Genomic DNA, 13,067 nt, shown 5'->3' on the forward strand with positions numbered 1-13,067 from the left:
TCGGCCTATCCCGGTTGCCTGTTGCTTATTGTGGGCGTTGGCCTTGCACGATGTCGAATCCGCAGGGACACGGCTGGAGGCATTGTTGGAAATCTCCGCATTGCGCAACCCCTTCGACTACGCCAATCCAGTGCGCAGCGGCGACCTCTTCGCGGGTCGGCACGTGGAGCTATCGCGGATCAGCTACGTCCTGGACCAGGCTGGACCCGATCATCCGGCCGGGTACATCGCCCTGCACGGCCAACGTGCGGCAGGCAAGACGAGCCTGCTCAACATGACGCAGACTCTTGCCCGCCAACGCGGATATGTCACGGCACGGTTGGACCTGGTCCCCGCGGACGCGGATCCCGTCGCGTTCTTCGCCAAGGCGTACGAGGCAATCATCGGCGCGGTCGGTGAAGCCGTAGGTCTGACTGCGTCGGATGGCCGGAAGATCACGTCCAGACTCGTGCGCCGGGTCATGCACGGTGGGACGCAGGACGACTTTCCCCTGGAATTTCCGGAGAACGTCGCGCAAGCCTGGGCCGGTGGTCGCCTGTCGGAGATGGCGCTACGTGCAGATCTCGAGTACTTGGCCGAGCAAGCGGGGCAGCCGATCGTGCTCCTCGTGGACGAGGCGCAGCTGGTGGCTGACCGCAAGGACGTGTTGTCCATGCTGCGAACGCTGGGAACGCAGTTGTGCGGCTACGTCTTCGTCCTGGCCGGTACCACGGATCTACTGGTGCGGATCAGCGAAGTCTTCGATGCGCTGCTGCGGCAGTTCGAACCGATCAAGGTCGAGCAGTTCAATGAAGTTGCCGACGTGCACAACTGCGTGATGCGCCCGCTGCGCTCATTGGGACTGGATTCGCACGATTGCTTCGAGGACTTCCACGGCGTCGTCCAGGACTTGATGTCGCTCACCGACGGGAACCCCTACGAGATCCAGTTCTTCTGCCACGTGATGTTCCACCGATGGCAGTCCGGAGAGACATCGAAGATGGTGCTGTCCCCGGGAACTCTCGACAGCGTCCGCGAGGTCATGGAGGTCGGCGGGCAGGTGCAGGACCGGCCCTTGATCTCGGCCGTGCGGAAGATGTCCGTCGACGAGCTCGTGGCGCTCAACCTGCTGTGTTCGTCCCTTGAAAGCAGCACCGTTGATGAGCTCTGGTTCTCCCACTGCATCACGGGTGCACCGTCGATCAGTCGGGAGGCGTTCGATGGCTTCCGGGACGGCTTCGTCGCGAAGCGGATCGTCGAGATCGACGACGGAGCCGTCCGACTGCCAGGCGATCTGTTCGACCACATCTACGTCCGGCTCTGGACGCTCAACAAGATCGGCCAGCCGCGACATCCGCAACTCGTCAGCCGGTACAGGTTCCGGGCGCTGCTGACCCGTCGACTGGAATACGCGCTCGAGGACGTGGTCACCGGCCGGCCGGTTCGGTTGCTTTCGACGTGCTGCTACGGGATGACCCAAGGCAACCTGGAGTCCTGCCTGGAACTCCTGGACTCGTTGCCGGATAGCCCGGCGACGAGTGCCAGGATTCAGTATCTGCACGAAGCGATCGTGCGGTGCAGGTTCCCGGCGGCACTGGACGTCACCGTGGTGCAATGCACCTACGCCGGAACGACCGCCGTTCGCTGGCTGTATGCGCGGGATGTCGACGACATCGAACTGACTGAACTCCCGGCGTTCCGCGCAGCTCGTGAGCGAGCGAGCGCACTGGGCGGGGAGTTGCGTGCCGAACGTATGCGGTTGCCGCTGAAGCCATGGCCCGACGTGCGGGATTGGCTCGTGGAGCATGCAGGGCCGGCCGAAAGGAGCGCGATGGCCGGGTGCCATATCACCGAGTCCTTCGATGCTTACGCCGATGGCGACGTCTCGGGAACGGTCGAGCACCTCAGCACCGCGTTCAGGTTCGAGCCGTCGTGGATGGCCGCCAACAACCTCGCCTATCTCGCGCTCGTGCGAGGCGAGCCGATGAGTGCATTGGACTGGGCGGAAAAGGCCATTCCGCTGACGGATGAGCCAAAAGCCCGGGCCCTCAGCCGCTACAACGCCGCTATGGCTTTGGTGAAGCTCGGGGAGCTCGCGAAGGCGCGGCAGGGCTTGGACGAGGCGGCAGGCGACCTGGCTCCGCTGCCGGTTCCCGATTACATCTGCCGGTTTCTGCTGGTCCCACAGTGGGCGGATGGTGGCATCGGGTTCGAGGAGAAGCCTCGTGTCAATCTTCCCAGAGCGATCGACACGGCATTGGACATGGTCGGATTGACCGAGAGGCACGCGGGCCTGCGGCAATCAACGGAGTAGGACACCATGCTTTTCCGGGACGAAGTCAACGGGCCACCGCGTGGCCCGGTCGGTGACCGCACCGGAAAGCTTCGCACCGGCCAACCGCGCGGCTTGGAGATCAGCGCCGGACAGATCGGCATTGCGGAGATCCGCATCGCCCAGGTCGGCTGACCGAAGCACCGCCCCGGTCAGATCTGTTCCGCTGAGATCAGCTCCTTTGAGCCGAGCCCGTTCCAGCCGGGCGCCGGGCAGGTGCGCTCCGGCGATGCAGGTTCCCACCAGGTCGACTTCGCACGGCCAATCCCGCCGCGAAAGCACTGTCAGGGCGGCCGCTACGTCCTGATGCGGTGGCTGCTGGCGGGCATGGTCGCGCACGAATGCCGACAGGATTTCGGCCACTCGCGGCTGCTCGGCCGGATCGTCGTCGGCGACCCGGTCCAGCGAGTAGATTCCGCCCAGCCGCAGAGCCACGGACTCGCGGTTGCTGAGCTGTTCCACCGCCTTGCTGAATGCGTCGGTGACGGCGATCCGGCGGGCCACCAGTTGCTGGCCGCGCGCGACGAGCATTTGCCGCCACGCGGTAACAGCGCCGATCACGAGCAGCACACCGCCAACGGCCTGGAGAAGGGCCGTGCGGACGTCGGTTTCCGCCTTCACCCGGTCGTTCCCGTTCAACGCGGTTGCGGCCGGGGAAGACTCGAGCACGTAGCCGGGAAGCGGCCCGAATGCCGCGACAACCACGACCATCAGCATCGAGGAGACTACTGCGATGCACGTCCAACCGACAAGCTTGATCACCTTTTCCGTCACGATCTCCATGCTGCCTTCGAAACCGGTTGGACGGGCGGGGTTGGCGCCGAAACCGGTGGTGGCTTCTCCTGTTCCTTCCCGGCAGGTCGGTGTGAGGTCCACGCATGTTCCGCTTCGGAGCTGACTGTGACTTCACGACCGGCTGGCCCCATCCCCGGAATGTGCCCTTATCCGAAGTCCCGGTGGCGGAGGGCCAGCAGTCCGCCGCTGAGCAGGGCGGCCGACAGCGTGATCATCGCCAGCGCCGGGCCCGGGTCGAACGGGTTTCCGGCGATGGTGTTCGGGATGTAGTGGAACGGCTCGAACGGCGTCCCGCCCCACACGCCGTACAGCGGGCCGGCGATCTGCCCCAGCGCCGCCGTTGCCACCCACACCGCCCAGCAGATCGCCCCGCTCGCCTTCGGCAGGAGCCCGTAGGCGAACGCGCAGACCGCGCCCACCAGCCACGCGGCCGGGACGGTTCCCATCGCCTGGAGGAGGATGCGCGGCACGTCCGTCGCGAAATCGCCCACGAGCCAAGCGAAGAACACCCCGAAGACGAGCCCGGTGACGGCCAGCAGCGCCGCCGTGCCGAGGCCGGTCACCAGCAGGTGCCCGGCCGCCCAGCGCAGCCGCGTCATCGGCGTGGCCTGCGCTGCTTCGGCCCGGCCGCTGCTCTCCTCGGCGCGCAGCCGCTGGACCATCAGCACCGGGTACAGGGCGATGACGTGCGCGAAGATCAGGATGATCGGCCACAGGAAGTAGTGGAGCTCCGGACCCACCCGGCCGCCGAAGTTCTCCAGCAGCCGGGCCGCGCCGGGCGCGTTGAGCAGCTGGTGCGCCAGGGTGCTCAGCGCGCCGGCGGCGGCCGCGAACACCGCGAGCCCGACGGCCCACTTCACCAGCAGGCCGCGGTTCAGGCGCCAGGACAGGCTGATCGGGCCGCGCAGGCGCGGCGCGCACGCGGGCCCGGTGCGCTCGGGGATCAGCCCGGCTCCGAGGTCGCGGCGATCCACCAGGCGGTAGGCGATGGCCGACAGCGCCGCGGCCGTGGCGATCGACACCGCGAGCATCCACAACCGCTCGTCGCGGTACGGCGCCACCAGGTGGCTCCAGCCGATCGGCGACACGTACGTCATCCAATACTGCCCGCTCGCGTCGCCGGCGTAGCGCAGGACGTAGGCGGCGCCGAGGGCGGAAAGCGCGAAAGCCCTTGCGGTGCGGGCGTTCTGCGCGAGCTGGGCGGCGACCGCGGCGACTCCGCCGAACACCCAACCGGCGGCGGTGATGCCCGCCGCGTAGGCGATCGACCCCACCGGGTCCAGCCCGGTCGCGATCAGCACGACGGCGGTCAGCGCGCCACCGGCCAGGCTCACCCCGCCCGCCACCGCCAGGGCGGCGGTCAGCGCGGCGTAGCGGCTGACCGCACCCGCGCGCAGCAGCTCGGTCCGGCCGGCGTCCTCGTCGGCGCGGGTGTACCGGACGACGGCCATCAGGGCGGCGAGACCGTTCATCACGTACAGGAATCCGCCGCTGCGCCAAGAGGAGAGGACGCCGAGGTCCGGTTCGACGGTTCCGCCGCCGAGTGCCCGGAAGAAGGCGTTCTGGTTGATCATCGCGGTGTAGGTCGCCTTCAGCTCCGGCGTGCCCATGTTCCGGTTGATGTAGGCGACCATGATCAACGACATGGTGACGAGCAGGAGTACCCACCACGGCGCGATGTTCCGCTCGCGGCGCAGCGCCAGCCGCACCAGGCGGGAGGTTCCGGCGAGGCTGCTCATCGGGTGGCCTCCGCAGGGGTTTTGCCGTAGTGCCGCATGAAGAGCTCTTCGAGCGTGGGCGGCCGGCTGACGAGGCTGCGAACGCCGATCGAGCCGAGCCGGCTCAGCGCCGGACCGAGGGCGTCGGCGTCGGCTTCGAAGCACACCTGGCCGTCCTCCGTCCAGAGGTCGTGCACTCCCGGGAGCTCGGCGAGCCCGTCCGCGGGGCCGGCGAGTTCGGCGCGCACGGAGGTGCGGGCCAGGTGGCGGAGTTCGGCGAGGGAACCGGAATCGACGGCCCGGCCGTCGCGGATGATGGTGACGCGATCGCACAACTCCTCGACCTCGCCGAGGATGTGGCTGGACAGCAGCACGGTCCGGCCGCCGCGCCGTACCTCCTCCCGGACGACGTCGCGGAACACCACCTCCATCAGCGGGTCCAGGCCCGAGGTGGGTTCGTCGAGGATGAGGAGCTCGGCATCGGAGGCGAGCGCGGCGATCAGCGCCACCTTCTGCCGGTTCCCCTTGGAGTAGACGCGGGACTTGGTGCGGGGATCCAGGTCGAAGCGGTCGATCAGCTCCGCGCGCCTGGCGTGGTCGGCGCCGCCGCGCAGCTGCGTGAGGAGGTCGATGACCTCGCCGCCGGAAAGTCCGGGCCAGAGCGTGACGTCGCCCGGCACGTAGGCGAGCCTGCGGTGCAGGCTCGTCGCGTCCCGCCACGGATCGCCGCCGAGCAGCCGAGTGGTGCCCGCGTCGGCGCGCAACAGCCCGAGCAGGATCCTGATCGTCGCGCTCTTCCCGGCGCCGTTCGGGCCGAGGAAGCCGTGCACCTCACCGGTGCGCACCGCGAGGTCGAGGCCGTCCAGCGCCGTGGTCCGGCCGAACTCCTTGACCAGACCGGTGATCGATATCGCGTCAGTCATCGAGGCCTTCTTCGGGAACGGGGTTTCCACCGGCGGGCAGCCGCGACCGGATGGCGGCGGCTTCCTCCGGGCTGAGGAGCGGATGGGAGTAGAGGTCGAGCAGGACGCGGGCCAGCACGTCCTCGCCCTGCGGGGTGAACACGTCGACGCCGAGGCCGCGGGACACGTGCTCGTGCATGACGGAGATGGACAGCGCCATCGCCGCGCTGACGGTCGCGCGCTGCTCCGGGGACACCTCCGGCGGATCGGAACGCTTCCGGTCGGCTTCCGCCAGCCACTGCGCGCCCAGCTCGGCGAGCTTGTCGAACAGCGGCGCGGCCCGCCCCTCGACCAGCGCTCGTGCGACGTACCGCTGGTACGGGCCGAAGGCGGCGCCCGCGACGCCGACGTAGTTCACGCCGCCCGGCGCGCTGTCGGCCCTGACGTCGTCGTTGATCCCGTTCAGGACCTTGGCGAGGTAGGCGTCGCAGGCGTCGCGCAGCGCTTCCTTGGAGCCGAAGTGGTGGCGCACCAGCCCCGACGACACGCCCGCCGTCTCGGCGATCCCGCGGATCGTCGCCCGGTCGAAGCCGTGCTCGCCGAAGTGCCGCAGCGCCGCGTCCCGGATCCGCGCTCGAGCGGTCAGGTCCTCCGGATCCAGTCCCGGCAGGCTCATGTCCCGTCACCTACCCACACGTGCATCTGACTATTCACACGAGAAGGATACTACACACGCGTGTAGCGCGGGAGTGATGGTTTCGGCGCGCGGCGACGATTCCCGGCTCCGCGAGCCGTCTACATCGGGGAACGGAACCCGAGGAGGATCAGTGATCGACCTGAAGCCGGCCTGCCGCCGGATGAACGACCTGCTGGCAGGCATCGCGGACGACCAGCTCGCCGCCCCCACACCCTGCGCCGAGTACACCGTCGGCGACCTGATCGACCACGTCGACGAGGCCGCTCACGGCTTCGCCGCGCTCGCCGGCCGCGACGTCGGCGAGCGAGCCGCCGACCTCGGCGACGACTGGCGGCACGAGGTCGCCGAGCACGTCCGGGCGCTCGGCGAGGCGTGGGACGACCCGGCGGCCTGGCGGGGCAACTCCGGCGGCGCGGGAGTGGAGCTGCCGAACGAGGTGTGGGGCAAGATCGCGCTCACCGAGGTGGTCGTGCACGGCTGGGACCTCGCGAAGGCGACCGCTCAGCCCTTCGAGCTGCCCGAGGAGACTCTGCGGGCCTGCCTCGACCACGTGGCGGAGTTCGTCCCGAACGCCCCCATCAAGAGCCTGTGGGGGAGTCCCGTCGAGACCCCGGCCGACGCCCCGCTGCTCGATCGCATCGTCGCCATCACCGGCCGCACTCCGTGAATTCCGTTGCCCGGCAACGGGATCGGGTCACGGCAGCGGCAGGCCCTGCTCCAGGAGGGCGGTGAACCGGTCCTCCTGGACCGGGCGGGCGAACAGGAAGCCCTGGTACACGTCGATCCCGACGCTGGCGAGCAGGTTGAACTGCTCCACCGTCTCGACGCCTTCGGCCACGGTCTGGCAGTTCAGCGCGCGGGCGAACTCCGCGACCGCGCGGGCGACCGCCAGATCGCGGGAGCCGACGCCGAGGTCGGAGACGAAGCTGCGGTCCGCCTTGATGATCTGCGCCGGCAGGTCCTTGATCCGGGCCAGCGAGGAGTAGCCGGTGCCGAAGTCGTCGACGGCGAACCGCACGCCGCGGGCGACGAGTTCGAGCATCGCGCGGCGCGGCCCGCTCGGCAGGTCGACCAGCACCGTCTCGACCAGCTCGAGGACGACGCGGTTCGGCTCGATGCCGGATTCGGCGATGGCCCCGGTCACCTCGGCGGTGAACTCCGGGCCGTCGGGCAGCAACCCGGCGAGGTTCACCGCGATGCCGACCGGGCGCCCGCCGACGGTCGGCCACCGGGCGGCTCGGCGCAGGGCGGTGCGCAGCACCCACCGGTCCAGGTCGCGCAGCAGGTCGCCCTGCTCGGCGACGGGCAGGAAGACGTCCGGGTAGAGCAGGCCGTGCTCGGGGTGCTGCCACCGGACCAGCGCCTCGGCCGAGACCACGTTGCCCGCGACGTCCACCACGGGCTGGTAGTGGAGCACGAGGTCGTCGTCGTCGATGGCCTCGCGCAGCTCCGCCTCCAGCCGCAGCTGCTGGCTGATGGCCTGGGCCTGCCCCGGATCGGCCAGCGCCACCCGCCCCGGGCCGCGCCGCTTCGCCCGGTACATGGCGGCGTCGGCGAAGCGGAGCAGGTCGTCGCCGCAGGTCGCGGTGCCGTCGGGCATCGCGCAGCCGACCGCGGCCGACACCTGCACCGGCTGGCCCTGCAGGCGCACCACGGTGCGGAGCAGGCCGGACACCGTCGCGCCCAGCGCCTCCAGGCCGCCCACGGCGTCGACGTCGCGGCAGACCACCACGAACTCGTCACCGGAGAGCCGGGCCGGGACGCATCCCGGCGGCATGCCGCTGCGCAGCCTGCGGGCCAGGGTCGCGACCAGCTCGTCCCCGGCGTCGTGGCCCAGGGAGTCGTTCACCCGCTTGAAGTTGTCGATGTCGCAGAACAGCACGCCGACCCGCTCGGCGTCGGGCCCGCTCACCAGTTCGTCGAGGAGTTCCTTGACCGCGCGGCGGTTGAACAGCCCGGTCAGCGAGTCGTGGGTGGCCTGGTAGCGGAGCTCCTCGGCCCGCTGGTGCCGTTCGGTGATGTCCTGGAACGCCACCAGCCAGAACAGCCGCCCGTCGTCCTGCACCGCGGCGGCGCAGCGGAGGTCGCAGTGCACCGGCCTGCCGTCGGCCCGCTTGAGCACCCGGTGGGTCGGCGCATCCGAGATCATGACGAGCGGGCCCGACCGGTCCTGGGGGTGCCGCAGGTCGTCGGCACGCGTGCCGTGCAGCTCGGAAATCTCCGAATCCAGCAGGTCGCACAACGCGTCGTTGGCCCGGGCCAGCCGGTGCGACTCGTCGAACAGGGCGATGCCCACCGGGGCCAGGCCCATCAGGTTGGTGAATCGCTCGCTGGAGCGCTCCAGCCGGGTGTGGGACTCGGTGTCGTCCCTGGTGACCTTGGCGAAGCCGCGCAGGCTGCCGTCGGAGGACCGCAGCGCGGCGGTGACGACGTGGGCCCAGAAGCGGGTGCCGTCCTTGCGGACGCGCCACCCCTCGGCCTGGTGGTAGCCGGTGCGCGCGGCGTGTTCGAGCTCCCGCTCCGGCCGGCGTTCGGCCGCGGCCTCGGGCGGGTAGAACACGGAGAAGTGCCGCCCGACGATTTCGTCGCTGCGGTAGCCCTTCATGCGTTCGGCGCCCGGGTTCCAGCTCGTCACTGTCCCGTTCGCGTCGAGCATGAAGATCGCGTACTCGTTGATGGCGGTGGCCAGCAGGTCGAGTCCGACCTCTTGCGCCTGCGGGAACCCGAGTTGTTCCGAATGGGTCAGCCCGTTCTTCGTTTGCAGAATTATCGCCCCCGAATGCACCCGGACTTGCACGGTTGCCGCCGTAGAGCGTAGCGACGGCGCGGACCGAACAACAGTTCCCGGTCGGCTCCCGCTCGGGAGAACGTGTGCAAGGCCACTGCGCTGGGACTTCGGCATCGGCGCACCGGGCGAAACATTGAACTGATTTCGTATTCGTGTTCCACCGTGATCCACTGTGGACCAGTTCGATGGGTGGATCCCGCATTGCTCGGCACGGGTGAATTCCTGGTGTCCTCTCAGCCAATTCTCAAGGATTGCCATGGTTTCGTCGGTAACTTGGATTGCACGGGCCCGGCCGCAACGGTGCCGGGCCTGGCGGGTTCCCCCGACGACCTGCACCGGCAGCCGCCGCGTGCGCGACGGCGACTCGAATCCGTCAGGAGGACGCCATGAACCAGAGTCGATGCGGTGCGGCCGCCATGCCCGTCGGAACCTTCGGCGACGAGCCGCCCGCGATCCCGGCGCAGGCCGGGCCCGCCACGCCCGCACCACGCGTCGCAGGCGGGGGCGCGGCGTTGGTGGTCCGTCGTGGTCCCCACGAGGGCACCGTCATCCCGGTCGCCGACGCGGTGACCGTGGGACGCGGCCGGGATTGCGACATCACGCTCGACGCGCCCACGGTCTCGCTCCGGCACGCCCGGATCCACCGCGTCGGCGACCGGTACGCGATCACCGATTCGGGCTCGCTGAACGGCACCTACCTCAACCGCAGCCCGGTCGACCGGGCGGAGCTGTCCGACGGCGACGAGCTCTGGATCGGCACCTACCGGTTCACCTTCCGCGCGGCCTGACGCCCGCGGTCCCGCGGCGATCGTCCACACCGGATGATCGCCGCAGGCGTGGTGGCCGTTATGCCGGGGCCGAGGTGTCGCGGCGGCCGCCGAGGTGCTCGGCGAAGTGCCGCTCGATGGCGCGGTACAGCCGGAACTGGTTCTCGGGGTTCTCGAAGCCGTGGCCTTCGTCCTCGGCGACGATGTACTCGACGGGGACGCCGCGGTCGCGCAGGGACGCGACGATGTTGTCGGATTCGGCCTGGACGACGCGGACGCGTTGGCGCCCTGGGCGACCAGCAGCGGGGTGCGGATCCGGTCGGTCATGGTGATGGGCGAGCGGGCCAGCATGTCGGCCTCCTGGGCGGGGTCGTCGGGATCGCCGACGTAGCGGTACCAGCTTCTCCTCGCCGGTCTCCCGGTCGATGCGGACCAGTCGCAGGTCGTCGGAGTCCTGGTAGGTGCCGACCAGCAGTCCCTTCCCGTCGGGCGTCACCAGCTGCGGCTGCACCCCCACCGGGTGCTCCGCGCCGCCGATGCGGCGCAGGAGCCGCTTCTGCCCGGTCCCGGGGTCGATCGCGGAGAACTCGTGGGCGCCGTCCTCGGCCAGCAGCGAGTGGAACGCCGGCTCGCCGTTGCGGTCGAGCAGGACGTGGCCCCTCGGGTCGGCCTGCTCCAGGTGCAGTGTCGTCTCGCCGGTGGCGACGTCGATCCGGAACAGGTCGATGGACATCGGCCGCCGGTTCATCGCGACCAGCACGCTCCCGGGGACCGAGGGCAACGGCTCGGCGCCGAACACGCGCGATCCCTGCTCCATCGGTGTCAGGACGACCGCGGGCACGTCCGGCGAGTCCAGGTCCACCCGGTAGAGGTGCCAGTCCTCGTTGCCGTCGGTGTCCTGCAGGTACAGCAGCCAGCGCGGGTCGTCGGTCCACAGGTAGGTCGTTGATACCGCGGCGGGCGTCGTCAAGTGCGGCGGCACCTCTCCGAAGGCGGAAGTAGAAAGTGGACACTCCGGCACTGGAGCGGTTGAGCGGCAACCAGATCAGCGTCCATTCGCTGGTCTGCAAGACCGCTTCCGCGCCCTCCGGCCCCGGGGTCCCCTGGTTTTCCGCCCGCGGGCCCTGGTGGATCGGCCGAGCCGGGGGCAGCATGGACCGGAATCCCGAGGGACGGAGGAACATGGCTGCTGTGGCATCGGACCGGTTGTCGGGCCGGACGGCCGTCGTGACCGGCGCGGCATCGGGCATCGGAGCGGCCACCGCGCGCAGGCTCGCGGCCGAGGGCGCCGGTGTGCTGGTTGCCGACGTGGACGCCGAAGGCGGCAGCGCGGTGGCCGCCGAAATCAACTCGGCCGGCGGGCGGGCGCTTTTCCAGCGCTGCGACGTTGCCGACCAGGCCGACTGGATTGCGGCGGTGCACGCCGCGCGCGAAGCGTTCGGGCCGGTCTCGGCGCTGGTCGGCAACGCCTACGCGGTCCAGGTGGCGCCCGCCGACGCGACCACCCGCGAGTCGTGGGACCACCAGCTGGCGGTCAGCCTCACGGGAGCGTTCCTCGGGTTCAAGGCGTGCCTGGAAGACCTGGCCGAGACGGCGGGAGCCGCGGTGCTGACCTCGTCGGTGCACGCCCTGGTCGGCTTGCCCGGCCGCCCCGCCTACGCGGCGGCGAAAGCGGGGCTGACGGGCCTGACCCGGCAACTGGCGGTCGAGTACGGCCCGCGCATCAGGGTCAACAGCGTCCTCCCGGGACCGATCCTGACCCGAGCCTGGGACGAGGTCCCGGAAGCGGACCGCAAGCGGACGGCGGAGCAGACCGCGGCGGGAAGGATCGGAGATCCCGAAGAGATCGCGGCGCCGATTGGCTTCCTCCTCAGCGAAGAGGCGTCCTTCATAACGGGAGCAAGCCTCGTCGTCGACGGGGGCTGGAGCGTCTACAAAACCTCCGCATGACCATCGCGGCCGGTGGCCGAATCATGTTGCTGGAGAAGGAGGTTCTGGCGGAAGCGGGTGGCGATCGTTGCCGGGTCGTCGAGGAGCCAGGGGGTGTTCGGCGCGTTTCCGCCCGCTATTCGCGCCACCACCGCTGTCGGGCCGGCGGAGGCCCGGGCGTTCAGCAGCGCTTCGCGGAGTCCGTCGGGGTCCATCGCCGCCGCGGTCTTCAGCCCCGCCGCGGCCGTGAGATGCGCGAGCCGGACGTGTTCGGCTTGCGTCGGCATCTTGTCCGCCGATGCGTGCTGGTGGTTGTCGAGCACGATCAGCGTGTACGTGGCGGGTGCGTTGGCCCCGAGCGTCGGGAGCGCGTTCAGGCCCATGAGCAGCGATCCGTCGCCTTCGATCGCCCATACCCGGTGATCGCCTGCCAGGGCGATGCCCAGGCCGACCGCCGCGGACAGGCCCATCGAATCGAGCAGGTACAGGTGGCTGTCGCGGCCGTGGTGGTGGGCGAGTTCCCGCGCCGTGGCACCGCAGGTGACGACCAGCGGGTCGGTTCCGACGACGTCGTCGACGACCGCGAGGGCGGTGAGGCGGTCCATCATCGGGCGGCCTCCTCGGGGCGCAGTTCGACGGCGGGGTGCAGCAGGTCCAGCAGCGCGACCATGGGGCGGCGGGTCATCACCGCGGTGCGGCACAGGTCCCGCGTGGTGACCCGCCAGGCCTCCGGCGAGACGTGCGGGCCCAGCGGCGTGTGGTGGATGCCCGCCGTGGTCAGCAGCGCCGGGACCGCGGCGGAGAACTCGTGGATCATCGCGTTGTACTCGCCGAGCCCGCCGCGGGTGTTCGCCAGGATCGGCAGGCCGACGTGGTAGGCCTTGGCGAAGGTGGTGAGCGCGGTCAGGGCGTTGCCGAAACCGTTGTCCTGCATGACGATGAGCGCTCGCTTGCCCGCCAGGGCTGCGCCGCCCGCGATGCCGACGGCCTCCTCTTCGCGGTTCGCCAGCACCGACGGCGTGCCGGCCTGCTCGAAGGCGCGGATCAGCGGGGCCGCGTGCGAGGACGGGACGTGGACGAGGAGTTCGGGTTCCCAGTCGAGGACGCCGGCGACCGCGGCGTCGGTGTACGCATTGGATCCGGCCATGGATCAGCTCCGT

The 13,067-nt window shown here is 70.1% G+C and carries 12 protein-coding genes; 4 read left to right on the forward strand and 8 right to left on the reverse strand.

What is annotated here, in order from left to right; all coding sequences use genetic code 11:
• Positions 1-37 precede the first annotated feature (37 nt).
• Positions 38-2,293, forward strand: coding sequence for an ATP-binding protein (locus E1288_RS01970; RefSeq protein ID WP_165967942.1), 2,256 nt, complete (start codon positions 38-40; stop codon positions 2,291-2,293).
• Here the strand turns inward: E1288_RS01970 and E1288_RS01975 are convergent.
• The 4 genes from E1288_RS01975 to E1288_RS01990 form a co-directional block, all read right to left on the reverse strand.
• Positions 2,282-3,187, reverse strand: a complete 906-nt coding sequence (locus E1288_RS01975) for a pentapeptide repeat-containing protein (RefSeq protein ID WP_132479752.1) — start codon at positions 3,185-3,187, stop codon at positions 2,282-2,284. The genes E1288_RS01970 and E1288_RS01975 overlap by 12 nt on opposite strands.
• A 65-nt stretch (positions 3,188-3,252) precedes the next feature.
• A complete protein-coding gene (locus E1288_RS01980) occupies positions 3,253-4,845 on the reverse strand; it encodes an ABC transporter permease (RefSeq protein ID WP_132479755.1) in 1,593 nt (530 codons plus the stop codon).
• Positions 4,842-5,747 carry an ABC transporter ATP-binding protein gene (locus E1288_RS01985; protein ID WP_132479758.1) on the reverse strand — a complete coding sequence of 302 codons (906 nt, stop codon included), beginning with the start codon at positions 5,745-5,747 and terminating at the stop codon, positions 4,842-4,844. The genes E1288_RS01980 and E1288_RS01985 overlap by 4 nt, the downstream gene beginning before the upstream one ends.
• Positions 5,740-6,402, reverse strand: coding sequence for a TetR/AcrR family transcriptional regulator (locus E1288_RS01990; protein ID WP_132479761.1), 663 nt, complete (start codon positions 6,400-6,402; stop codon positions 5,740-5,742). The genes E1288_RS01985 and E1288_RS01990 overlap by 8 nt, the downstream gene beginning before the upstream one ends.
• Positions 6,403-6,553: 151 nt before the next feature.
• Here E1288_RS01990 and E1288_RS01995 point away from each other — a divergent pair, with 151 nt between their 5' ends.
• Positions 6,554-7,090 carry a TIGR03086 family metal-binding protein gene (locus E1288_RS01995; protein ID WP_132479764.1) on the forward strand — a complete coding sequence of 179 codons (537 nt, stop codon included), beginning with the start codon at positions 6,554-6,556 and terminating at the stop codon, positions 7,088-7,090.
• Positions 7,091-7,117: 27 nt separating this feature from the next.
• Here the strand turns inward: E1288_RS01995 and E1288_RS02000 are convergent, their stop codons facing one another.
• Positions 7,118-9,220: a sensor domain-containing protein gene (locus E1288_RS02000; RefSeq protein ID WP_235883276.1), complete on the reverse strand. Its 2,103-nt coding sequence runs from the start codon at positions 9,218-9,220 to the stop codon at positions 7,118-7,120.
• Positions 9,221-9,597: 377 nt separating this feature from the next.
• On the opposite strand from E1288_RS02000, the gene E1288_RS02005 reads away from it, so the two are divergent.
• Positions 9,598-9,999: an FHA domain-containing protein gene (locus E1288_RS02005; RefSeq protein WP_132479770.1), complete on the forward strand. Its 402-nt coding sequence runs from the start codon at positions 9,598-9,600 to the stop codon at positions 9,997-9,999.
• A gap of 58 nt (positions 10,000-10,057) precedes the next feature.
• On the opposite strand, the gene E1288_RS02010 is transcribed toward E1288_RS02005, so the two are convergent.
• A complete protein-coding gene (locus tag E1288_RS02010; RefSeq protein WP_235883277.1) occupies positions 10,058-10,948 on the reverse strand; it encodes a prolyl oligopeptidase family serine peptidase in 891 nt (296 codons plus the stop codon).
• 212 nt (positions 10,949-11,160) lie between these two features.
• Here E1288_RS02010 and E1288_RS02015 point away from each other — a divergent pair, with 212 nt between their 5' ends.
• Entirely contained in the window at positions 11,161-11,928 is a 768-nt protein-coding gene (locus E1288_RS02015; RefSeq protein WP_132479773.1) for an SDR family NAD(P)-dependent oxidoreductase, read from the forward strand.
• On the opposite strand, the gene E1288_RS02020 is transcribed toward E1288_RS02015, so the two are convergent.
• Complete coding sequence (locus E1288_RS02020) at positions 11,910-12,515, reverse strand: thiamine pyrophosphate-dependent enzyme (protein WP_132479776.1); 606 nt, start codon at positions 12,513-12,515, stop codon at positions 11,910-11,912. The genes E1288_RS02015 and E1288_RS02020 overlap by 19 nt on opposite strands.
• On the reverse strand, positions 12,512-13,054 hold the full coding sequence (locus tag E1288_RS02025) for a thiamine pyrophosphate-binding protein (RefSeq protein WP_132479779.1): 543 nt from the start codon (positions 13,052-13,054) through the stop codon (positions 12,512-12,514). The genes E1288_RS02020 and E1288_RS02025 overlap by 4 nt, the downstream gene beginning before the upstream one ends.
• Positions 13,055-13,067 lie beyond the last annotated feature (13 nt).

Source organism: Saccharopolyspora elongata, from assembly GCF_004348985.1.
GTDB classification, from domain to species: domain Bacteria; phylum Actinomycetota; class Actinomycetes; order Mycobacteriales; family Pseudonocardiaceae; genus Saccharopolyspora; species Saccharopolyspora elongata.